22 protein-coding genes and 2 pseudogenes are annotated in these 20,895 nt (G+C 70.2%); 2 read left to right on the top strand and 22 right to left on the bottom strand.

The features are described 5' to 3' along the window. The first annotated feature begins 212 nt into the window (after positions 1-212). Together ABT112_RS26865 and ABT112_RS26860 are read left to right on the top strand one after the other, a co-directional pair. Positions 213-1,496: a ParA family protein gene (locus ABT112_RS26865; RefSeq protein ID WP_351513800.1), complete on the top strand. Its 1,284-nt coding sequence runs from the start codon at positions 213-215 to the stop codon at positions 1,494-1,496. Further along, entirely contained in the window at positions 1,493-2,578 is a 1,086-nt protein-coding gene (locus ABT112_RS26860) for a ParB/RepB/Spo0J family partition protein (protein WP_351513798.1), read from the top strand. Before ABT112_RS26865 ends, ABT112_RS26860 begins: the two co-directional genes overlap by 4 nt. A gap of 593 nt (positions 2,579-3,171) precedes the next feature. On the opposite strand, the gene ABT112_RS26855 is transcribed toward ABT112_RS26860, so the two are convergent. From ABT112_RS26855 to ABT112_RS26750, 22 genes and pseudogenes are all read right to left on the bottom strand, one after another. After that, positions 3,172-3,609 (bottom strand): ASCH domain-containing protein, encoded by a 438-nt coding sequence (locus tag ABT112_RS26855; RefSeq protein ID WP_351513797.1) that lies wholly within the window; start codon positions 3,607-3,609, stop codon positions 3,172-3,174. Beyond that, entirely contained in the window at positions 3,606-4,292 is a 687-nt protein-coding gene (locus ABT112_RS26850) for a GGDEF domain-containing protein (protein WP_351513795.1), read from the bottom strand. Before ABT112_RS26850 ends, ABT112_RS26855 begins: the two co-directional genes overlap by 4 nt. Before the next feature lie 89 nt (positions 4,293-4,381). Beyond that, positions 4,382-4,744 carry a hypothetical protein gene (locus ABT112_RS26845; RefSeq protein WP_351513793.1) on the bottom strand — a complete coding sequence of 121 codons (363 nt, stop codon included), beginning with the start codon at positions 4,742-4,744 and terminating at the stop codon, positions 4,382-4,384. Continuing rightward, a complete protein-coding gene (locus tag ABT112_RS26840) occupies positions 4,744-5,691 on the bottom strand; it encodes an AAA family ATPase (protein WP_351513791.1) in 948 nt (315 codons plus the stop codon). The genes ABT112_RS26845 and ABT112_RS26840 overlap by 1 nt, the downstream gene beginning before the upstream one ends. Before the next feature lie 38 nt (positions 5,692-5,729). Then, positions 5,730-6,110, bottom strand: coding sequence for a hypothetical protein (locus ABT112_RS26835; RefSeq protein ID WP_351513789.1), 381 nt, complete (start codon positions 6,108-6,110; stop codon positions 5,730-5,732). A 107-nt stretch (positions 6,111-6,217) separates the two neighbouring features. Then, a complete protein-coding gene (locus ABT112_RS26830; RefSeq protein WP_351513787.1) occupies positions 6,218-6,793 on the bottom strand; it encodes a hypothetical protein in 576 nt (191 codons plus the stop codon). Positions 6,794-6,891: 98 nt separating this feature from the next. Then, positions 6,892-7,371, bottom strand: a complete 480-nt coding sequence (locus tag ABT112_RS26825) for a Pycsar system effector family protein (RefSeq protein WP_351513785.1) — start codon at positions 7,369-7,371, stop codon at positions 6,892-6,894. Positions 7,372-7,384: 13 nt separating this feature from the next. After that, a complete protein-coding gene (locus tag ABT112_RS26820; protein WP_351513783.1) occupies positions 7,385-7,921 on the bottom strand; it encodes a hypothetical protein in 537 nt (178 codons plus the stop codon). A gap of 113 nt (positions 7,922-8,034) precedes the next feature. Further along, positions 8,035-8,679 (bottom strand): hypothetical protein, encoded by a 645-nt coding sequence (locus ABT112_RS26815; protein ID WP_351513781.1) that lies wholly within the window; start codon positions 8,677-8,679, stop codon positions 8,035-8,037. A gap of 86 nt (positions 8,680-8,765) precedes the next feature. Then, positions 8,766-8,978, bottom strand: coding sequence for a hypothetical protein (locus tag ABT112_RS26810; protein WP_351513779.1), 213 nt, complete (start codon positions 8,976-8,978; stop codon positions 8,766-8,768). 254 nt (positions 8,979-9,232) lie between these two features. Next, entirely contained in the window at positions 9,233-11,437 is a 2,205-nt protein-coding gene (locus ABT112_RS26805) for a putative type IV secretion/conjugal transfer ATPase (protein WP_351513777.1), read from the bottom strand. Further along, positions 11,437-12,480, bottom strand: coding sequence for a hypothetical protein (locus ABT112_RS26800; protein ID WP_351513775.1), 1,044 nt, complete (start codon positions 12,478-12,480; stop codon positions 11,437-11,439). The genes ABT112_RS26805 and ABT112_RS26800 overlap by 1 nt, the downstream gene beginning before the upstream one ends. A gap of 169 nt (positions 12,481-12,649) precedes the next feature. Then, positions 12,650-13,948 carry a hypothetical protein gene (locus ABT112_RS26795; protein WP_351513773.1) on the bottom strand — a complete coding sequence of 433 codons (1,299 nt, stop codon included), beginning with the start codon at positions 13,946-13,948 and terminating at the stop codon, positions 12,650-12,652. 5 nt (positions 13,949-13,953) lie between these two features. Continuing rightward, complete coding sequence (locus tag ABT112_RS26790) at positions 13,954-14,226, bottom strand: hypothetical protein (RefSeq protein WP_351513772.1); 273 nt, start codon at positions 14,224-14,226, stop codon at positions 13,954-13,956. A gap of 2 nt (positions 14,227-14,228) precedes the next feature. Continuing rightward, positions 14,229-15,230 carry a C40 family peptidase gene (locus ABT112_RS26785; protein WP_351513770.1) on the bottom strand — a complete coding sequence of 334 codons (1,002 nt, stop codon included), beginning with the start codon at positions 15,228-15,230 and terminating at the stop codon, positions 14,229-14,231. 181 nt (positions 15,231-15,411) lie between these two features. Beyond that, on the bottom strand, positions 15,412-17,067 hold the full coding sequence (locus ABT112_RS26780) for an FtsK/SpoIIIE domain-containing protein (protein WP_351513768.1): 1,656 nt from the start codon (positions 17,065-17,067) through the stop codon (positions 15,412-15,414). Positions 17,068-17,290: 223 nt separating this feature from the next. Continuing rightward, positions 17,291-18,571, bottom strand: a complete 1,281-nt coding sequence (locus ABT112_RS26775) for a hypothetical protein (RefSeq protein ID WP_351513766.1) — start codon at positions 18,569-18,571, stop codon at positions 17,291-17,293. Positions 18,572-18,700: 129 nt separating this feature from the next. Next, positions 18,701-19,525 (bottom strand): hypothetical protein, encoded by an 825-nt coding sequence (locus ABT112_RS26770; protein ID WP_351513764.1) that lies wholly within the window; start codon positions 19,523-19,525, stop codon positions 18,701-18,703. A 109-nt stretch (positions 19,526-19,634) separates the two neighbouring features. Further along, on the bottom strand, positions 19,635-19,811 hold the full coding sequence (locus ABT112_RS26765; RefSeq protein ID WP_351513762.1) for a hypothetical protein: 177 nt from the start codon (positions 19,809-19,811) through the stop codon (positions 19,635-19,637). A 31-nt stretch (positions 19,812-19,842) separates the two neighbouring features. Continuing rightward, positions 19,843-20,229, bottom strand: a complete 387-nt coding sequence (locus tag ABT112_RS26760; protein ID WP_351513760.1) for a hypothetical protein — start codon at positions 20,227-20,229, stop codon at positions 19,843-19,845. A 117-nt stretch (positions 20,230-20,346) separates the two neighbouring features. Beyond that, positions 20,347-20,589 (bottom strand): annotated as a pseudogene (locus ABT112_RS26755) (WhiB family transcriptional regulator); the annotation flags it as partial. A 92-nt stretch (positions 20,590-20,681) separates the two neighbouring features. Further along, positions 20,682-20,895, bottom strand: a pseudogene (locus tag ABT112_RS26750) (hypothetical protein); the annotation flags it as partial.

Raw genomic sequence — 20,895 nt, 5'->3', positions numbered from 1 at the left:
GCGAACGGACTCGACGGCGGCCTGCTCGGACCGGGTCAGCTCGCGGAGGGAGCCGGTCTATGACCACTCCACCCCAGAGCGAGGGCGACGGCCTTGAGGTAGAGCGCCCCGTGATTATCACGCCGTGATAATTCGGCGCCCAGGGGAGTGAACCACACCAACTAGGCGGATCTGGCTACCTCCACACAGCCACAAGTCAGTAAGGTGACGTCATGGCCTCTCCATACCCCGACGGAGACCGGGAAAAGGTGGCGTCCAAGCTCACCCCGGCGCTCCAGCAAGAGTTGAAGATCCGCTGCGCCGAGCTCGGCCTGGACATCCAGGAAGCCGTCACCACGGCCGTCACCGCCTGGCGCGCAAGCACACACCCCAACCGCGACGTCGACACAGCTGGCGCGAAGTCGTTTTCCACCTGGCTCCCGCCAGGGCTCTACGACGCCTTCAAGGACACCTGCGGCGACCGTGATCTCTCCTATGTCCAGGGCCTCGCTCAAAGCATCCGCACTTGGCTCGACGACAACCCGTCCCCGAAGGAACGCCACCAGACCACCGACCCCCAGCGCTGGGTCACCGCCAACCAGAAGGGCGGCGTCGGAAAGACATCCGTCGCGCTGGGCGCCGCGGAGGCTGAAGCGGAAGACCCGCAAGAGAGCGCTGACTGCCTGCGCCAGTACATCGAGTCTCTGTCTTACAACGACCTCAAGCGCATTGGGAACAGCAGGACCGAACTGCTCGATCAGATCGCTGATCTGACCCTCGGCGGGAAGCGGGTCCTGGTCGTCGACTACGACCCGCAGAGCCACCTCAGCGACCAGCTCGGCATCCCCCAGATTCCCCCGGGGGAGGAAAGCCTCGTCAAACACATGGTCGGCGAGGCCGAAGGCGATCTGCGGGACCTAGTCGTGAAGATCGACGATCCCCGGTTCCGGGGGCGCCTCCATGTTCTCCCCGGAGCCTTCGACGGATTCATCCTCGATTCCAGACTGGCCCTGACAGCAGCGCAGTCCCGCGGCTTCCAGAAGGAGGTCGCCCTAGAGCGAGCGCTACACCCCCTCGAGGGCGACTACGACCTCATCGTCATCGACTCTCCGCCAAGCCTTGGCCTGGCCATGGACGCCGCCCTGTACTACGCCCGTCGGCGGCGAAACGAGAAGCCCGGCCGTTCGGGCGTCATCATCCCCGTCCAGGCGGAGGACAGCTCGGCGACCGCGTACAAGATGCTCGTCGACCAGATCGAAGACCTCTGCAAGGACCTCGGTCTCGAAGTCGACTACCTGGGCCTGGTCGTCAACCAGTACGACTCCCGCCGCGGATTCGTCGCGACGTCCTCGCTCGCGCAGTGGAACAGCCTTGAGGGACAGCGGGTGCTCGCCGTCCTGGATGACCTGAAGGAGCAGCGCGAGGCGGTCCGCATGAAGGAGCCGCTGCTCGCGTACGCACCTCACAGCAAGCAGGCCAACACCATGCGGATGATCGCCATGGGAGCGGCCCGGTGAGTAAAGCCAACCAGCTGGGCAACAGCAGCGCCTTCGGAATGGCGAACACCCCACGCAGCTCCCGCCGGGGAACCATCGACAGTGCCATCAACGGCGACAACGCCAGCGCGGCGGCCATCACGGATTTGCCCGTCACGCTCATCAGCGATAACCCAGACAACCCGCGCAACCACCTGCGGTCCCTTGAGGAGACGGTGGAATCGGTGCGTGAGGTCGGCATCATTCTGCCGATCGTCGTCGCGACCGTGGAGGCGTATCTCCATGAGCGTCCCACCCGGGCTGACGACTTGGATGATGGCGCGCAGTACATCGTGGTCGACGGTCACCGGCGCCTTGAGGCCGCACGCCGCGTCGGGCTCGCGACCATCCCGGTGCGCGTCGACAACGACCGGGTCAGCAGCGACGAACGGCTCCTCGAAGCTGCCTTCGTCGCGAACTACCACCGTGACGACATGACGGACCTGGAAGAAGCCCAGGCCCTGAAGTCTCTGGTCGATTACTACAAGAGCCAAACGAAGGCGTCCAAGCGTCTTGGCATTCCGCAGGGGACCATCTCCACCAAGCTGTCTCTGCTGAAGTTGTCCCCGGAGTTGCAGAAAGACCTTGTCACTGGTGAGCGCACCGTGGAGCACGTCCGGAACCTGGGGAAGCTCTCGGCGCACGAGCAGAAGGCCAAAGCGGATGAGCGGGCGGAGGCCGCACGCCGCAAGGCCGAGAAGGCCAAGCGCCAAGAGCAGGCTGCCGGTCAGACTGCGAAGACGGAAGCGTCAGCAGCTGACGTGCCGACGCAAGTATCACGGCGTGATAATCCTGGGGCCGATGCGGACGACTCCTCCAAGGGCGTATCTGTTAGCGCTCCCGCTCCTTCGCCCGAGGAGCCTCGGTCGGAGCTGGCGCAGCCGGGGCCCCAGTCGCCGACTCCCGATGCTCGGGACGAGGAGCAGCTTCCGGATGGTGTGCTGGTGAAGTGGCTGCCGCTCGACAACCCGTCCGCCATCATGCGGATCCTCCGGGCACGCATGACGCCGGCTGACTTCGAGCAGCTGGCCAGGGACATGCATGCGAGCCTCCAGTCCGTGTGAGGCCATCGTCGTGGGGGAGCGGGTCAGGAGTGGACCGCGCCGGATCAGCCGGCCTCCGGAACTCAACGCGAAAAGCGGCCTTCTTCACCTGGCCTGAGGCTGGGTGGAGGGGGCCGCTTCGCGGTTCTCAGGTGGGGGTTGGTTACGACGAGCCGGAGTGCAGGTGAGGCGGGGTCGCCCAGCAGAAGCAGCGCCTGGGCACCGTGCCGGCCGACAGACACCTCGGTGTCCTGACGATGCTCGACAGCGGCCTCGACCTTGCCCGCCGTCTCCAGGACGGCCAACTCGTCACCACACGGCGCAGCCCCTAGGGTCCGTCTTCAAAGTTCATCGAGTGGGTCATAGAACAAGGTCCAGAGCTGTGCGACGGGGTGCATGGTGCCGTCCTGACTTTCACGCGTGAAAGTGCCGATCAGGCCCTGAACCACAAGAAGGCTCGTACCCCCCGGGCAGGGGGTACGAGCCTTCGGCGTGTGACCGCGTGGTCGTGTACGTCGGCCATGGACCGGGCGAAGTCGCCCGCATCGCTCCAGTTCAGGATCCGGGCCGGTGCGGTGGGCGGCGTGGTGCTGCTGGGCGTTGGCGGCGCGTACTCATGGCCGCAGGCCGGGCAGCTGCTGGAGGACTCGGTCCACGAGGTCCTGCGACGGCTTCCAGGCGGAAAGCGCGCCCCTGACGGGTACGGGCAGCGGCAGTTCGTGGACGTCAGCGAGGATGAGGTGGTGAACGTCGCGCTGCGCCCAGGGGCTGGTACAGGGCTCGGGCCCCTGGTCGAGGTGGCAGTCGGTGAGCCGGGCGACGCCGATGACCGCGCCGCGGTGGAGCTCGCGGTCGCGGATCGCGGTGGCCACCAGCGGGTCACGCAGCGCCGCCCTGTCCAGCTGCTTGCCGCTGTGTAGGAGGATCCAGCCGCGCCAGGGCCAGTGGACGGGGCGGTTCTCCGTGCGCTTCCCGGCGAGGATGCAGGTGGCCCAGGGCTGGCGGATTGTGATGCCCCGGATCCAGTCGCCGCCGTCGAGTGTGGTCGTCATGCGGCACGCTCCAGCAGCGCGGTGCCGGGGCGGCCGGCGCGGCGGCCGTTGGCGGTCGGCACGTCCAGGTCCTCGATCTCCGCCCAGCCGTACCGGCCGGAGTGTTTGGTCCGGTACATGGAGACGTCGGCGCCGCGCAGCAGGGCGGGCAGGGCGTGGATGCCGAGGTAGTCGGGGACGGCGGTGCCGACCGAGGCGGCGACGGGGAGCGGGCCGGCCTCGGTGGGTACGGGCTTGTGCAGCGCGCCCATCAGCTGCTGGAGGCGCTGTTGCACCGTGGCCTTGCTGGGGGTATCCACGCGGGTGGCGACGGCGAACTCGTCTCCGCCCAGGCGGCCGACGACTCCGTGCGGTCCGGCCCAGCGGGCGAGGCGCCTCCCGGTCGCGGCGAGCGCGGCGTCGCCGGCGGCGTGGCCGTGGGTGTCGTTCAGGGCCTTGAAGTGGTCGAGGTCGACCAGGCAGAGCAGCGAGCCCTGGTGGTGGCGGGCGAGGAGGCGCTGGGCGCGGTGCTCGAACGCGGTGCGGCGCTGGGCGCCGGTGAGCGGGTCGCGGCGTTCGGCTGCGAGGCGCCGGTGGAGGGCGTACGCGTGGACGGTCCAGCCGGTGAGCGGGATCGCGAGGGTGGTGATGATCAGGGCGCGATTCGCCGTAGAGGCGTGTACGCGCGCGGTGGTGGAGGCCATACTGGGGGCTCCCTCTCGTCTCGTGCGGGATGGGTGAACCCGAGGCAGGCGCCGGTTTCCAGGCCGTGGGCGCCTGCCTCGGGGCGGAGCTACCGCGAATCCCGTGAGCCGGGGACGTAGTCGATGGCGGTGGCGACGTGGTTGGTGTCCATCAGGCGTCCGGCGTTGTCGATCCGGTCGCGCAGCTGGTCCAGTTGCGCCCAGGCCTGCCGCAGCTGCTGCGTGAGCCAGTCGGTGTCGGCGGGGACAGCAGCGAGGAACTCGCCGAGGGGGAGGGGCAGGTCGCCGCTGGTGCCGAGGACCGCGATGGGGTGGCCGTGGGCGTCCTCGATGAGTCCGGCGTCGCCGTCCCGCTGCCGCCAGCCGTCGGGGACGGCCGTCAGACGGGTCTCGATGGCGTTCAGGCGGTCGGTGTCGGGGCGGCCGGGGAACGCGGTGTCGCGGCTGCTCATCACAGGCTCCCGGCGGTTTCGCGGAGCGCCTGCGGGGCGTGGTCGTCGGGGCCGCCGTGGACGGTGCAGACGCTGTCCGGGTGCGGGCGGCCGCTGGTGTGCGCGACCAGCAGGTCGGTGACCGAGTGGACGGCCTGCCAGGCGGGGGCGGTGCAGTCGTCGTCGTACGGGCAGCAGACCAGCAGGTCGAAGCCGACGTCTCCCTCGCCGTCGATGTTCGTGCGCAGGGCGAGGATCAGGCGGTCCGGTCCGAGGCGGATCTCGCCGACGCGGTCGCCGCCGGCGAGCGTCGAGCCCGTGCGCCAGCGCCACAGTGGCAGCACCTCCGCGCCGAAGACGCGGCGGACCAGGAGCAGGTTGCCCAGGCCGTCGCCGCCGTCCCAGCCGAGCTCGCGGCGTCGGGTGTCGCTGGCGCGTTGGAGCAGCGGCTGAAGGCGGTGGAGGTTGTCGGCGATCACGACGTGCTGGAAGCCCTCGTCACGCAGGCCGGGGAAGGCGGCGACGACTTCGGCGTGCTGGCGCCGTACGACGTCCTCGGGCACGGCGCGGTCCGGGCTGCGGTCGGCCTGACGCTCGACGCATACGGAGGCCGGGGTGGAGACCAGGAGCGCGACGGCAGGAACACCGTGCCGACGGGCCGTCTGCACCAGCCCGGTCCTTACGGCGGCCTCGGTGTTCGTGCTGTCGATGACCGTCATCTTTCGGCGGGCGAGGCGGGCCTCCAGGACGGCCTGGAGCGCGAACACGGCGTCTGCGGTCGCCTCCTGGCACCCCGGCTCGTCGCTGACCAGGGCCCGGAAGTGGTCGAGTTCCAGGACCTGGGTGTCGGGCCAGGTGCTGGCCCAGGTGGACTTGCCCGAGCCGGCTGCGCCCATCAAGCAGACCACGGACGGTTCGGGGATCGTCGTGTCGACGGGCAGCGTGTTGTCCAGGCGGAAGGTCTTCATGCGGCTTCTCCCTGCGGGTTCAAGAGCACGGATGGTGTTCAGTGGCCGACCGTGTGCACGGCGGCAGTGGTGCGGACGGTGTCGGCGAGCAGCGCCGCCATTTCGTGGCCGTGGTCGACGGCGTCCTCCAGGCGCTCGATGAGCTCCGGGGGCAGGCCGCGGTTGCGGGCCCCGGTCAGGACGCCCTCCAGGTAGAGGACGTCGGCGAGGATCCGGCCGCGGGCGTCCAGGACACCGGGCTGCACGGCCAGGGCGTTGTGGTTCTTCGCGGTGGCAAGGGCGGCGTGGGTGGCGGCCTCGGTGTACGCGGTTTCGGTCTGCTCGGTGAGCAGCGCGTCGATCTCGGTGGTGTCGCCGTAGGTGCGGCGCCAGCCGAAGCGCGCGGCGGCGGCGTCGATGACGCGGCGGGTGAGGGGCACGGTGACCTCCAAGGGGGCTTGCCGCCGGTCCGGGTGACCGGGCGGACACCGCGCGGCCCCGGCCACCGGGAAGGGTCGGCGGGCGGGGGCGCACGGAGAGCGGCCGGTCAGCTCGGCTCTCGCAGGAGCTCGTACTCGATGCCAGCTCCGTACTTGCTGGGGGTGGCCGACAGAACGTCGCCGCGGTCTGCGGCGAATGCCTCCAGTTCGGTGTGCATCCATTCGTCGGTGCGCTGGAGCTCCAGGCGCCGGGAGTCGAAGTGGCGGAGGTGGAGGTAGTAGTCCTGGTCCCGGCGCCGCATGTTCAGCACCCAGGTGCGGAGCAGGCGGCGGGCTGTGTCGTCGTCCGGCCTAGCTGGGAGGCTGCGGGCCAGGGCCCGGCAGGTGCTGGCGTGGCCGTTGGCGGCCTTGGCCGCGGCCTCCAGCGTGAGGCGGGTGCTGTAGGTGCGGTGCTTGTCGCGGGTGACCAGGTAGTGGCACCCGAGGCAGGCAACCGCGTAGTAGGTACCGATCTCCTTGTGGTCGGCGGTGTAGAGGATGACGACCGCGTTGGCGAGGTTGTAGTACCGCTCGACGACGGTGAGGCCCTCGGGCGTCCAGGTCTCGCCGGTCTCGGGCCACAGCTCGTCCTCGAGGGTCGGCGGCTCGTCCGGGGCGGGACGGCGGAAGAGGGTGAGTGCCACGAGCTACTCCTTGTCGATGGTGGTGTGGTGGGTGAGCCGGGCGACGGCGGCGGCCGCCACGGCGATGAGGTGCAGGGGGAGCGCGTCCGGCCGGCTGCTCATCCGGTGACCGCGAGGACGGCGGCGACCAGGAGCAGGGCGAGGGACGCGAGGATCGTGTCGACCGCGCGGGCCAGCCGCTCGAACTTGGCGACAGCGATGGTCGACAAGGCCTTGACACGGGCGGCGCGGGTGTCCGCGCGCATCGCCTGAAGCAGAGCTTCCTCACTCAACTGCGCCCAGCGGGGGAAGCCGTCGCGGACGACGCGGCCCCGGCCTCCGAGGTTGGGCCGCACGACCCGGAGCAGCAGCGCGGCAGCTGCCGTGAGCGTGAGGACGGCGGCGCCGCCGACGATCTGGGCGGGCAGTGGCAGGTCCTTGTCGGCGAGGCTGGCGAGTCCGGCGAGGACCGCGCCGTCGAAGGCGAGCAGTAAGGATGCCTTGCTGTCGGTGCGTCCGATTTCGTGGGCGACCGAGGTGCAGGCGGTGTCCAGGTTCGTGTCGGTTACGGATGGGTCGGTGCTGGTGCTGAGGGTCATGGGGTGGGTTTCCCTATTCGGGGTGGGTGGGCGTGGTGATCAGGCGGAGTCGTGCGCGCTGCGGTACCGGCTCCTGGCCGGGGATCGGCCAGTCGTCAGCGCGCAGGCCGTACGGAGGGGGCTGCCAGGACGGCGTGGTGGCCCAGCGGTAGAGCTTCAGGAAGTCGGCGTCGAAGTAGCTCGGCAGCAAGCCGCCTCGGTTGGGAACCGGGGCGGGAGCGGATGCGTTCTGCCACTTCGTGCCGGGCGGCGCGTAGCGGGGCAGGTCGTGACGGACCAGCTGGCGCAGGGTGACGGGTGAGGACTCGCCCGTGCCGAGGGCCGCACGGACGGCGGCCCAGATGCCGGTGTCCTCGTCGACCGGTGCCATGGTCAGCGCGTAGGCGACGGCCAGGAGCAGCTGCCGCGACTTCGCGTCGGCCCGCTGGTCCTGGTAGATGCGGTGCGCGTACTCGGCGAAGGTGCTGCCGTCGCCTCCGCCGGTCTGCTTCGGCCGGCGCTTGCGGGCCGAGGCCTGATGGGCGTGGGCCAGGTGCAGGGCTGCTCCCATGAACCGTTGTCCTCCTTCGGTGTGGTCGGCTGTGGTTCGCGCCGCCGACCCACCGGCCGCCCGCGCCCCCGGCAGTCGGGGCAGGAGCGGCGGGCGGGGATGGCGGCGGGCGGTCACGTCAGCGGGATGGGGCAGGCGGTGGCCGGGGCGGGCAGCGCGACGGCCCGGCACTCCGCCGCGTGCTCCTGCGCCCAGCGCTTGAGCCTGCCGCCCTGGTAGTCGTCGTTCACGAAGTCCCTGCGGGCCTCGGGACGGCCAGTGCTCTGACGGGACTTCTCCTCGGTGTAGCCACAGCCGGCACACAGCAGGACCAGCTGCAGTTCGGCCTGCGGGTAGCCGGCGCCGAGGTCCTTGACGTGCAGGGTGAGGTCGATCGAGGCGCGGACCAGGTTCTCGAAGCGGGCGATCACGCCTTCCGGGCTCGGCAGTGGGCTGGCGGCGGCGAGCTGGGCCTTCATCTGCTCGATCTCGCCCGTCAGCTCCCGGACCCGCTCCTGCGCCTTGTCGCGCAGCCGGTCGCTGAGCCGCTCCGCGCGGCGAGCCGCGGTGAGGCGTTCCTGGTAGAAGCGGGCGGTGGCCGCCTGCTCCTCCTGGTTCCTCGCCCCGGCCTGGTCGAGTTCGGTCTCCAGGCCCTGGGAGCGGCGGCGCTCGGCTTCCAGCTTCTCCTCCAGGCCGTCGCACTTGCTCCGGACCATGGGGAACGCTGACTCGAGGTTCTCCAGCTCTGCGAGCCGGGACGTGCTGATGATCCGGAGCATGACGAACATCCCTTTCAGCGGGTGACAGCGCTGCGCCCCGCCGACCGGGAGGGTCAACGGGGCACAGCGGGGGCGAGGCGGGGTAGTCAGTGGGTCGTGGGTGTGTGGTGCGTGCTGGGGGTGGTCGGGGCCGGGGTGGTGTGGCCGGGGCGCGGGTGTGGCTGCTGGTCCGGGCCGCTGTGGGCGTGGCTGCTGATGAGGTAGCCGAGGAGCAGTCCGCTGACGCCGTAGACCTTGTGCCGGTTCGCTTGCCACCAGGTGGGCGGGGTCGGCTCGGTCAGTACGCCTATGACGGCCACGAAGGGGCTCCAATCGGAGGAGGGGACAGAGGGGGTGTGGTGCGTGAGGCCGGACGGCCTGCCCGGTCCTCGCCACCGCGCCGGAGCGGGTTGCGAGGGCCAGGCGGAGCATCCGGGGTCCCAGGGGCCGGTAGGCGGCCGGTGGGTCGTCCCGGCCCGGCTGGCGGGGCCAGGAAGTGCGCAGTTGCCCACCGCATGCTGATGGCCCACACCCGAGCTGGGGTGTGGGCCATCAGGCGTGGTTGGAGCAGTGTTCAGAGATCGGACGGCAGGGGCTTTCCGGTCTCGGCGTCGTAGGCAACGCCGGTCGGGGAGAGGCGGATCGTCCGGGAGGGGGCGTGGGTGCCCTTCTTCCAGGTCCTTCCGCCAACCGCTATCTGGACTGTCACATCGGCGAGAGGATCCGTGACCGGCAGTGCGATCTCAGGAGCCCGTGCGACCCAGAGGTCGTTCCCACGGGTGGCGTGCGCTTTCTCCCCGTCGGCGTCGATCCGCAAGTACCTGGCGTTGCGGTCGGCATACGAACGGAGTTCGACGATGACGCGGTCCCTATCGCCGTTCCAGTGCGCCACCAGATCGACATCCACGCCGTCCATACGCAGGCCGGTACCCGACCTGCCCTTGTACGCGGCGGCCTTCGTCTTGCGCTCCTCCTGGTGCTGCTCGGTGTCGGCGGTCTGCCACACGCCGCCGGCGGCGATGGCCAGGGCGGCGATGGTGGCGACGTAGGGCCAGGCACGCCGACGTGTGGGCTCGGGCACCGGGCCCTCAGGCGTCGTGTCCTCGGGAGCTGCCGGTGCGGGCTGTTCGTGCCCGCTGTACCACTGCGGCTCCGCAGTGTCGGCCGTCTTCTCGAACCACTCGACGTCTTTGCCCATGCGGGTGACGGTAGCGCGGAGCTGTGCGGCCTGGTTCTGGTCTCCGCGCAGTTCAGCCACCTGTGCGCGGGTCTCCAGCCACTTCACTGCCTGATCGGAGTTGATGCCGTGGGCGGTGATGTCTTGCCGCTCGCCCAGTGCTGCGAGGTCAGCGGCTTCGCTGAACCGGCCCGCCCTCGCAGCCTGGAGGACGTCCTGGTGTCGGGTGTCGACCTCGATGACGTTCGGGGGCATCTCCCAGCCCCAGCCAGCCCCACCGTCTCCGCCGTCCCCGTGGGCGGTGTTGTCGAGTTCCTGCTCTACGGAAGCCGGCTGCTCGTCGTCCCGACCGTGGTCGTCCTGGCCGTCGGTCTCGTCGACCTGCGTCGCCCCGTCCTCAGTCTCCTGTTCCACGGCCAGGCCGTGGGCGAGGGCCTGCTGCGCGGTGCGCCGCCGGGAAGAGGTGTCGGTCAGCTTGGCCTCCTCCTCGGTGAGGACGGTCTGGATGATGTCGACATGGCCGGGGCCGACCTTCCACACCGCCTGCCCCGGGCCCAGGGTCGGGATCGCGTCGGTCGCCCACTGCGGCAGGCCGAGCACCGCCCCGACGACTGCGGCCTCCTCGGGTCCGAGGCGTCCGACGTGGGCGATCTCGCACAGGCGCGCAAGGTCCTGCGCCCGCCCGGTGCCGAGGTCGCTCAGGGTGTGCATGACCACGTCCAAGGAGAGCGCGGCCCTGCGGCTGTTCTTCAACTGCCGCTGAATCAGCGCAGCCGTGGCGGGCGACAGCAGAACCTGCCACGCCTCTTCCAGTACCAGGTGCCGGTGTGCGGCTGGTGCCTGGGGCAGCCAGACGTGTTCGACCCAGCACGTCACTGCGGCCATGAGTGAGGGGATCGCGGGGGAGTTGCGGTCCAGGCCGGTGAAGTCGAAGGAGATGATGGGCAGGTCCGTCGGGGGCAGGCTGGCGTCCTGGCCGTCGAAGATGCCGCGCAAGCTGCCTTCGGTGTAGCGGGACAGCGCGATGGCGGCGCCCTCGCCCCACTCGGCCAGCTTCGCCGCCGGCCACCTGCCGTCCTGGGGGAAGACCAGGGCTTCCACCAGCCCGTTGAGCGACGCCGCCTTCGGGTGGTTCAGGGCGTGCTGGAGCGCGTGAGTGGCCTGGGGGGTGAGTGCCGCGACCTCGACGGCCAGGATCAGACTCCGCACGAGCTGTTCGCGGACCGCGGGCGGGAACAGATCGCTGCACGGGTTCAGCGTGAAATTACCGGCCTGGATGACCCGGCCCCCGACGGCGTGGGTGACCGGGCTCCACTCGCCGGCCGCGCCGTTCTCCGCGGCATCGATCACGACGAACTGGTCCCCGTACTCCCGGTGCTCCCGGTGCGCCCGGGCCTTGGCCGTCGTGGACTTACCAGAGCCGAGGCCGCCCAGCGCGAGGGTGTTCGTGGACGGCAGGATCGCGGCATCGGCCATGACGGGGGAGAGGTGGAACGGCCGTCCGTCCAGCAGCGACCGGCCGATCGGGATGCCGGGGAACCGCGTGCTGGAGGCGACCAGAGGGGCGGTGATCGCGGCATGACTGGAAGGCAGGCGCATCATCAGAGGACCGCTCCTTTCGCGGTTGAGGCTCCGTGCGGGGTGGTCATCAGGTGGGCGCGGTGCTGCTGCCCGGGGAGCCAGTCCAGGCGGATGCGGTGCCGGTCGGCGACCAGCTCGGCGTGCCAGCGGGCGTCGGTGACGGCCTCGGGGCTCTCGCCCCAGACCGTCATGTAGGCGTCGAGGTCCACCAGGGCCGCGCCCTGGACGAGGGCTCCGTGGGTGGTGCTGCTGGCCATCTCGTGCGTCGCTTGCTTGACCTTGTCGGTGGTGAAGGCCCCGGCCGCGGCGCTCTGCCACTTCGCGGAGCGGCGGGACTGGGCGGCGGGCAGGGGCCGGTAAAGGACGGCGAGTGAACGGTCGGTCCCGAAGTGGGGGTCCTGCCCGTCCGTGTGCGTGTGTCCTTCGCCCAGCAGGAGTTTGCGCATCAGGTCACCGTCGGTGTCGTCGGGCCAGGCGGTGATCCGTGCCGTGGCCGCATACCGGCCGTCTTCCAGTCCGATCCATCCGGGGCCCTGGTCCGTCACGGCAGGGACCGGCTCGGGCTCGATGGGGGTCAGGGCGCCCAGCCGTGCGAACTCGCCCTCGAGGGTGCCAAGAACCCGGGCGGGCTGTCCGACGAGACCTTTGGGGACGTGCACGGAGATCGTCTGTACGTGCTCGGTGCAGGCCCCGACGGTGGCGTGGTGGGTGAGGTGCACCTGGATGCCCGCGGCGCGGGCCTGGCCGCCGGCGAACACTAGGGCGCGGGAGAACGCTTCATGGAACGCCGCCCGGCGCAGCGGGTCCTGCATCGTGCCGTGATCCGGGTAGAGCGCCCACGTGGTCCTCGCTCCCGGCCGGTCGGTCACGGAGGCGGGGGCGGTGCGCTCGCGCAGACGCCGGTAGCCGACAGCGGCCCAGCGGCCGATCGAGCGGGGCCCCGGCGAAACGTTGAGCAGCGCGGCAGCTGCGCCGACGGCGCCGAACGCCCAGGGGGGCGGTGGGGTGAGCATGGCCGACATCAGGACCGCGCTCCCGGCCCCGAGGTTTGCCTTCGTGAGCATGGTTTCCAGCGGGCTGAGTCCACGCTGCAGAGCGGGGATGCGGTAGCCGGGCGACAGCGAGTACACAGCAAGTCCTCCTATGAAGTGGGTGGGTGACCGGGTAGACCGGGCCCCGGCGCCCGCGCCTCCGCAGGGGGAACGCGAACGCCGGGGCCGGGACCGGCCTTTCCTATGGGTTGCGCGGCCGGGGCGGCTGAGGTGGCTGGGTGCCTCCCGGCCGGGGCGGCCTGGTGCCGGACGCCGCGGTGCCCGGTGCCGCCGGGCGGCCGGTGGCCGACGGCTGGCCGGCCGCGGATCGCGCCTGACGGCGTACCTGGTTGATCTGTACGGAGCGGGCCGCGCGGTCCGTCGCGTCCCGCCGGGCCGAGTCGACCGCGGACGGGGTGGTCAGCCGTCCGGGCCGCTCGCTCCGCTTGACCCCGTAGGCGGCGAGCAGCACGCCGCCGTCCTGCGAGGCGGCGCGGCCCGGGGTGTCCACCGTGCGCGGGCCCCGGGGGGTGTTCTCCTTCTCGTAGAAGTCCGGCACACCGGCCCGCACGGCCGCCCGCGCCACCGGATGGCTGGTGTTGCGCTCCACCACCGTCCGAGCGGCCCTGGCGACCCGGGGACCGATGTACGGCACGCCGTGGACGATCATCCGCAGCATCAGGGCATCTGCGGCAACCAACAGCACAGCGTCCATGACCAGGCTGCCCGCGACCATCTGCACGAACGGGCTGATCAGCAGCAGGGCGAACGGAGCGAACATCAGCCCCAGCAGCCGCATCGCCCAGGTCTTCACGGCGGTCATGTCACCGCCACGGGCGAGCGATGCCAGCACCAGCGGTGCCATGCACACGAACACCAGGATCCCCAGGCTCCGGGTCATGAAGACCAGCGCAGCGAACGCAAGCGCGACCACGAGCGCGGAGATGATGATCAGGATCGCCAGCGGGTTGCCGGAATCCGCTCCATGCTCCAGGTCGTCCTGGATCACCGTGAACAGGGTCTTCTCGTCGCTGTTGAACGCGACGGTGAATGCGGAGCTCACGGCCTTGTTCAGCATCATCACCGCGCCCGGGATCGCCCCCATGGCGGCGACGGCCGCGAGGGTCCACCCGGTGGAGGCGCCCAGTTGCTTGAGGCGGGGTGCACTCTTCCAGGCGGTCAGGGCGCACACGACGACCACGCAGGTGAAGATGACGATGGCCAGGTGCTGGCCGAGCCAGAGGAACTGCTGGTAGACCCAGCTGTCGGCCTTCTCCGGCGCCCACGCGTCGTCCGGAGCCACCAGCCCCGTGATCTTCTTGATGAGGTACTCGGCGAGCTCTGTGACGTTGTCGGCTGCCCCGTCGGTGATGCCGACCCCGCCGTCGGGTGGGCCGCCGCCGTCGGGGGGCCCGCCTCCGTCGGGGTTGTCCTGCGCGCAGTATTCGTAGGCCGGCGTGTCCTTCAGGGCATCGCACGGGCTGTCCTTCGGGTCGGGCATGCGGATCAGCCCTTGGCGTCGGTGACGGTGCTGAACAGCGTGTCGCCGTAGAGGGCGAGGATGACGGCGACGAACAGCGTGCCGATGGCCGTGCCCCCCTTGCGCAGCGCGCCCTTGGGGTCGTTGGACAGCTGGAGCAGCATGCGGACCGCGATGACGGCGATGACGGCGGCGATGCCCTTGGTGACCAGGCCGCCGCCGGTGAGGCCGATGGTGTCGAAGAAGTCCTTGAACCCGTCGCTCATGTCGACGGGCTTGGCGAGGTTGAACTTACGCATTCTCAAATCTCCTTGTTGTGGGATACGGGTCGTGCGACGGCGAACAGGTCGGTCATGGTGTCCATGGGGGAGTAGCGGACCTGTATGCCGGGGCGGGGGGCGTCGATCATCCAGCCGTTGCCGACGTAAATGCCGACGTGGTGAATGCTGGAGGGGCCGGAGCCGTAGAAGACCAAATCTCCGGGGCGCACGTTTCCGGGCTTGACGGGCTCCGAGGCCGCGTACTGCTGTCCCGCGGTGCGGGGCAGTGAGATACCGGCCTGCGCGTAGGCGTAGAGGGTGAGTCCGGAGCAGTCGAATCCGGTGATCGATGCACCGGAACGACCCCTGGGGGAACAGCAGGTTCCCTTACTGGGGCCGTTTGCGTTTCCTCCGCCCCACGAATACGGCTTGCCGAGCATCTTCTTCGCCGCGTTGACGGCGACCGTGGCCCGATCCGAACTCGCGGGATTACCGCCCCGGCCTCCGCCGGGGTTCTTGTTGGCGAGTGTGGTGATGGACTTTACGTAGTTCTGCGTCTCCTTGATGGGCGGGACGCCACCGGCCTTTCGGACGGCGTAGGGCCCGGCGTTATAGGCGGCGAGCATGTTGCTCTGCTTGTCGCCGGGCACGTCTTTGACGTCCTTGGCGATGGAGCACAGATACTTCGCGGATGACGGGATGGCGTCCTCGGGGTTCAGGACGTCACGCTTTCCGTCGCCGTTGCCGTCGATTCCGTGGGTCTCCCACGTGGACGGCATGAACTGCGCGATGCCCTGCGCACCAACATGCGACTTGGCTTCCGGGTTGAACCCGGATTCCTGCGTGAGGAGCGCAGCGAGCAGATTGGGCGTGACCTCGGGGCAGGTGTTTCCGGCCTCCTCGATCAAGTTCCTGTATTCGGCTGGGACCGACATGCTGAGCGCCGCTCCTGCCGGGGTGTCGCCGGCGCCCTGGACGAGCGCGGCCACGGCGACGGCCGCGGTAGCTCCGACGCCGACGGTTACGGCTGCTGAGGCACGCAACGGGCCTCCTCCCTCCCTTCCTTGGGGTATCGGGTGTTTCCGCAGGTCAGGACTGTCATTGGGGACCGTCACCCGACCGTCATGGGACCGTCATCCGAGCGCCGGTGACCGTCATGCCGACCGGCGGCATGACGGTCCGATGACGGTGGGATGACGGTGCCGGTGACGGTGCCGGTGACGGTCATGACGAGGACCTGGCGGCCACCAGGAGGTCGGCAAGCCTGTAGCCGCGCCCCTGGGCCGTCCGGCCGGCGGGGACGCCGAGCAGTTCGTTGAGCTGCCTTCCTCGCTCCGCCGGATCGGTACTCGTGATACCGAGAGCGGGGGCGAGTTCAGCCGTGAACATGAACTCGACTCCGTCACTGCGCATCAGCTCGATGGCCTGCTCGATCGGAGATTTCGGTGGCGCCTGCCCGATCTCTTTCTGCTGCCGCGCTTGCACTTCGTCCACCACGCCCCAGATGAAGTGATCCTCGAAACTGAATCCGCGGATCAGCGTGGAACGCCCCTTGGCGAACAGCACTCCCTGGCCCCTGATGTCCGGGTCGAGGAGTGCCGGGTTGATCGGTGCGACCGTGTCGAAATAGGTGTCGCCGAGGGCGACCTTGGCAGTGCCCGAAGATGCCACATACAGGCAGAGCCGGTAGAGGAACTGATCGCGCACCATGACGGGAATCGCGTTGGCGGATGGCCGCTGGGTCATCAGCACCGTGGAAATGCCGGATTCCAGGGATTTGGCGACCAGCGACCGGGTCTTTTCCGCGATCCTGCGGGCCTGCTCCTTTCCTTCCTTCGACTCGTCATGGGCGAAAAAGTCGGCAGCCTCATCCACGATGAAGATCACCGGCTTGAATGCCGGTGCGGGCTGCCGGTTCCGGATGGCTTCCTTGAGTTGCCCATACCGGTTGTCCGAGCGGTCGTTCAGCTCGTCGACCATGTTCTCGAAGACGGCCGGGTCGTCGGACGACTCATAGCGGGTGGCGATTTTCTCGAACTTGGTGAGCCCGCAGAATTTTCCGTCGAGCAGATACAGTTCGAATTCGCCGTACGCGATCAGCAGGCAGGTAATGAGCCCGTTGACGAGCGTGGTTTTGCCCGTCTGTGTCATTCCGGCGACCAGCAGCGATGCTTTGTCGAACGTTGGCACTCCGGCGAGCTGGCCGGTGACGTCGTGGCCGAGCGGAATCCCGGCGAACGTCGCGATTTCCTGCCGGGCCGGCGCGGGGAACGGGCGGGTGAACGGCGGCTCGTGCAACTTCAGCAGCTTCACCCGGCGCTCGTTGTCGCGGCTGCGCTCCAGCTTCATGTGCAGCCGGGTGACCCCGAACATGCCCGCCACGGTGCCCAGCCGCTTCTCGACGTCCTCGTAGGTGCGGCCCTCGGGGACCAGGAGGTCGTAGACCGTACCGGTCTGCACGTCGGCGACCGTCACCTCATCGGCCCGGATCACCTGCTCCCGGCCGATGGCCCCGGCCGTGCGCAGCGCCGCGGTGAGCTCCGGGTGCGCCGGGACGGCCGTCTCGGTGTCGTCCGCCTCCTCGCCGCCTGTTGCGGGCGCTTCCTGCGCCAGGGCCGCAGCGGACGTCCCCTGGGCCGTGGCCGGCTTCGCATCACGCTTCCAGAGCTGCTTCAGGCCCGTTTTGATCCGCCATGCCAGGTAGCCGAGGGCGACCAGCGCTCCGGCGGTGACCAGCAGGGTGGCGGGCCAGGACAGGCCCGTCTTGTCCTTGACGGCGGCGAGGCCGCCGGCGGCGATGGCGATGGCGCCGATGGCGCCTGCTGCCTGCCCGTAGACCTCCTCCTCGCTGGCGCTGGCCTGCTGTTTCTTCCTTCCCACATGCTCTCCTTCGTGGATCTGGGCGCGCGAGCATAGTCGTACGCGCATTCGATTTCCTGGGGTTTTTTGGTGCTCGCCGGGTCTGCTCGCCGGGTCTGCGAACGTCGTTCGCTCGCCGGGTCGCTCGCCGGGTCTGCACCGGATCGACTGCTGGTTCCGGCAGTCGCAGCGAGGGCCAGCCCGCGGGGGATGCGGGCTGGCCCTCACTGGTGGTGCCGGACACTCAGGCGCCTGGGGCGCCCTCCTCTTCGGTCTCCTCCGCGTCGTCCTCGGAGGTCTCCTCGCCGTCGGTCTTCTCGTTGGTCATCAGCGCGGCCCACGCCTGGCGGATCCGCTCCTCGCTGCCGACGAACCCCGCTCCGCGGAAGTCGACGCGGGCCTGCCGGTAGGACGCCGGCGGCTCATCGCGGTAGCGCAGGTGCCGCAGCACGACACCGACCTGAGCGTCGGTGAGCTGGGCGTCGGGCACCGGGACCGGCACGCCCGCCACGGCGGCGAGCTCCTCCAGCGTGACGGTGTGTGCCGCCTGCCGTGACGGCTCTTCCTCCGGGTGTGCCGCCTCGGCGTCCGGGTGTGACGGCGCGCCCTGCGCACCGGCGTTGACCTGCGTGCCGGTGGTGTCCCGGCCCGTGCCGGATGCCGTGCCGTCCGTGCCGGTGTCCGTGCCGGAGGCGTCACGCCCGGCGGGCAGCGCCGGGGTACCCGTGACGGAGGCGTCACGGCCGGGTGTGCCGGGCAGGGCGGGCGCGTTGGGCGTCCAGTCCTCCAGGACCGGCAGCGGGATACTCGCGACGCTGTCCGGCAGCCCCGTCTCCGCCACGGTCTTCTCCGTGGCCTGCGCCTGCTTGTGCAGCGTCTTGGTCGTGGTCTGCTGCCGCTTGAGCACCGACTTGCGGTAGGCGGTCTCGGCCTTCGCCACGCCCTTCTCCAGCGTGGTGGCCAGCTCCAGCAGCTCGATCCGGTGTGCGGCCTCCGCCTCCATCTCCTCGAGGCGGTCGCTGACCGTCTGGCGCTTGGCGTCGAGCTTCTGCCGGGTGGTGGGGGAGACCCGGCGCCCCAAGGATGGGAGGGTGAACCACCAGGCCGTCTTGGTCGCGACGATCGCCAGCGGAGTCAGTACCACGGCCAGGTCCAGCTTGCCGCCGCTCAGGACCAGGTGGGCCGTCGGGATGGCGGCGTTGACGGCCGTGAGGAACAGTCCCGCCGACCGCACGCGCGAGGCGCGCCGGCTGTTGTTGCCCGCGAGGATCTCCGTGATCTGGAAGACCACCCAGAGGGCGTCCAGGGCGCCCACGGTGGGAACCGCCCAGCCCCCAAATTTGGGCTCCAGGATCTTGTAGCTCACGGCCACCGACAGGATGGCCACGCCCAGGGTGACCACCCCGAGGATGCTGAGGACCGTCCCCCGCGAGGAGGGGGCCTTCCACTCCTTGCTGGTGTCGTTCGTGTCCGTTCGCGGGGAGGGCTCCCGCTTCTCCATGATCTTGCTAATGATCTTGTTCATGTCTTCTCCCTTCTGGAAATTCGCGTGAGTTGCGGCCGGGCGCTCAGCGGCCCAGCAGATAGACGGCCAGGACGATGAGCGGGCCGGCCATGCCGAGCCAGTTGACGAAGCGCATGCGCGCGGGCCGGGTCAGTCGGCGGTCGTGCCGGACAGGCGGCCGACCTTGGCGAGGTGGGCGTCCTGCTGCTCGATCAGGGCCCGCACGGTCTCGGCGAGCGGGGCGTAGTGGAGGCTGCTGTGGTAGCCGCGGTAGCTGTGGCAGTAGTGGTCGGCGTCGGTGATGTGCCAGTCCTTGGCCTCGGGGCAGCCGGCCTTCGTGTAGGCGGCGTCGCTGCCCAGCTCGGCGTACACGTGCCGGTCGTGGACCTTCGCGATGTCCTCGGCCCGCTCGTCGAACGCGACGGCGGCGGCCAGGGCCTGCTCCTGGGCGTCGACCAGGCGGGAGATCGCCGACGGCCACTCCGCGGCGGCCTGGGGCGTGCGCAGGTAGCCGTTCGCCGCCTCCAGCGCCTTGCGGGCCTGCTCGTACGCCCGCCAGCGGCTCGGGGCGTCCCGGAGCGCGGCCTTCAGGTCGGCGACGTAGGCGGCGTCCTTCCACTGGTCGCACGCCCTGTCGTAGAGGTCGGTCAGGATGTGAGTGGCCTTCAGCCGCAGCTGGTGCTCGGCCGCGTTCTCCGACTCGCGCACGTAGCGCAGCTGCGGGTCGTCGTAGTAGGAGGAGGGCTTGGCCGGTTCCTCCTCCCGGCCGGTGAAGGTGGCGAACTCGTACCGCATCCCCCAGCCGGACTCGTGCGGCTCGATCTTCCGCAGGTAGGGCGGCAGGTGCGGCTGGAGGCGGGCGAAGATGGCGCGCATCTCGTCCGGGGTGATGGTGAAGGTGTCGCCGAGCATGGCGTCTCCTAGGTCGAGGTTGTTGGGGGTCAGTGGCGCTGTGTGGTCCGGACTGTCCGGCACCCCGCCAGGTGTGCGGAAGGCCGGGCGCCCGCCCTGCGGGCACCCGGCCTGGCGAACGGCACGGGGTGGGATAGAAGTTGGGTTCGCCTCCCGCACCGCGGGAGCGGGTTCAGCCCCGCCGTTGCTTCTGCTGGGCGAGGTAGGCGTCCTGGAGCCGGGCGAACGACTCGTGCAGACGCCGGCCGGTGCCGCACCGCGCGTCCGGCGAGCACCTGGTGCAGGTCTCACCGTGCGCTCGGTGGGCGGCCGCGGCCTTCATGTAGCGGTCGTACAGGGACTCAGCCATGTGCGCGGGGCCGTGATGCCGTAGGGACGGCTCAGTGGCGCTGCGCGGGCAGTTCGGGGCGCCGGTTGGCCGTCGCGTGGTGCTGGGTGAGCCAGGCCGTCGCGGCCGGCGTCATCTCCTGCGCGGCGCCCTCGGCGCTCAGCGGGGCGGTGTCGATGTCGCGCATCGCGTCGGCCGGCGGCAGCAGCCGCATGTAGTCGCCCCGCGCGGCGTAGACCCGGCCGCCGCCCGTGACGGGATCGAGGGTGTACCAGTGGCCGTCGGTGTTCCGCTCGGCGCGCACGACCCGGCAGACGTAGGTGTGGCCGGGCCGGCCCGCCCAGAACAGGGCGGGGTCCCGGTACAGCACGTAGTCGCCCCGCGTGAACGTGATCTGCGTGGCGACGTTCTGCACGGTGGTGCTCGGCTTGGCGTGCATTCGAACTCCTTGACGAGTCAGGTGGTCCGGACGGACTGTCCGGCTCCCCTTCACCGCCCGACCCGGCCGCCGGGGTTCGGCGGTCGGTGCGGGCGGATCAGGCAGCCGCCAGGCCGATCAGCTGGTGGCGCGCCGTTTGGTGCGGCGCTTCATGGCGCGGCGCTCGTCCTCGGACAGGCCGCCCCAGACGCCGGAGTCGTCGCTGGTAAGGGCCCAGCGCAGGCACTGCTTGATGACCGGACACCGGTTGCGGCAGACGGCCTTGGCTTCCTCGATCTGGAGCAGTGCCGGGCCGGTGTTGCCGATGGGGAAGAACAGCTCCGGGTCTTCCTCGGCGCAGGTGGCGCGCTCTCGCCAGTCGAAGGCGGTCTCATCGCGACCGGTGGTGCGCTGTTGTTCGGCCGCCTGCGGCGGCGTCGTGCGGGTCCCGTTCACGGGTACCTCCCAGCAGTTCAGGTGATGGGGGACCGGCGCCGCTGATGGCGGCGCTGGTGGAGATCGGTGACGCGGTGCCCGGCGTCCCAGGCCGCGGCGGCGGCCAGAGCGGCCGTCGTCAGCAGCAGGCGGGTACGGGGATGGCCGGGGCCGATCGTGCGGACGGCGCGGGCCGCGCGGGACGAGCATCGAGGCCGACTTCTCACCGAGCAGGAACTCCAGCCGCCGGTA

Source organism: Streptomyces sp. NPDC002055 (assembly GCF_040296705.1).
Taxonomy (GTDB): Bacteria; Actinomycetota; Actinomycetes; order Streptomycetales; family Streptomycetaceae; genus Streptomyces.
The sequence above is the reverse complement of the archived record's forward strand: the minus strand, read 5'-3'. Positions and strand labels throughout refer to the sequence as shown.

Excerpts from the sequence above, each read along its gene's own strand:
- ABT112_RS26865 (WP_351513800.1), top strand. The coding sequence starts at position 213 with ATGGCCTCTCCATACCCCGACGGAGACCGGGAAAAGGTGGCGTCCAAG.
- ABT112_RS26855 (WP_351513797.1), bottom strand. The coding sequence starts at position 3,609 with ATGACGACCACACTCGACGGCGGCGACTGGATCCGGGGCATCACAATC.
- ABT112_RS26850 (WP_351513795.1), bottom strand. The coding sequence starts at position 4,292 with ATGGCCTCCACCACCGCGCGCGTACACGCCTCTACGGCGAATCGCGCC.
- ABT112_RS26845 (WP_351513793.1), bottom strand. The coding sequence starts at position 4,744 with ATGAGCAGCCGCGACACCGCGTTCCCCGGCCGCCCCGACACCGACCGC.
- ABT112_RS26840 (WP_351513791.1), bottom strand. The coding sequence starts at position 5,691 with ATGAAGACCTTCCGCCTGGACAACACGCTGCCCGTCGACACGACGATC.
- ABT112_RS26825 (WP_351513785.1), bottom strand. The coding sequence starts at position 7,371 with ATGACCCTCAGCACCAGCACCGACCCATCCGTAACCGACACGAACCTG.
- ABT112_RS26820 (WP_351513783.1), bottom strand. The coding sequence starts at position 7,921 with ATGGGAGCAGCCCTGCACCTGGCCCACGCCCATCAGGCCTCGGCCCGC.
- ABT112_RS26815 (WP_351513781.1), bottom strand. The coding sequence starts at position 8,679 with ATGCTCCGGATCATCAGCACGTCCCGGCTCGCAGAGCTGGAGAACCTC.
- ABT112_RS26805 (WP_351513777.1), bottom strand. The coding sequence starts at position 11,437 with ATGATGCGCCTGCCTTCCAGTCATGCCGCGATCACCGCCCCTCTGGTC.
- ABT112_RS26800 (WP_351513775.1), bottom strand. The coding sequence starts at position 12,480 with ATGCTCACGAAGGCAAACCTCGGGGCCGGGAGCGCGGTCCTGATGTCG.
- ABT112_RS26795 (WP_351513773.1), bottom strand. The coding sequence starts at position 13,948 with ATGCCCGACCCGAAGGACAGCCCGTGCGATGCCCTGAAGGACACGCCG.
- ABT112_RS26790 (WP_351513772.1), bottom strand. The coding sequence starts at position 14,226 with ATGCGTAAGTTCAACCTCGCCAAGCCCGTCGACATGAGCGACGGGTTC.
- ABT112_RS26775 (WP_351513766.1), bottom strand. The coding sequence starts at position 18,571 with ATGAACAAGATCATTAGCAAGATCATGGAGAAGCGGGAGCCCTCCCCG.
- ABT112_RS26765 (WP_351513762.1), bottom strand. The coding sequence starts at position 19,811 with ATGGCTGAGTCCCTGTACGACCGCTACATGAAGGCCGCGGCCGCCCAC.
- ABT112_RS26760 (WP_351513760.1), bottom strand. The coding sequence starts at position 20,229 with ATGCACGCCAAGCCGAGCACCACCGTGCAGAACGTCGCCACGCAGATC.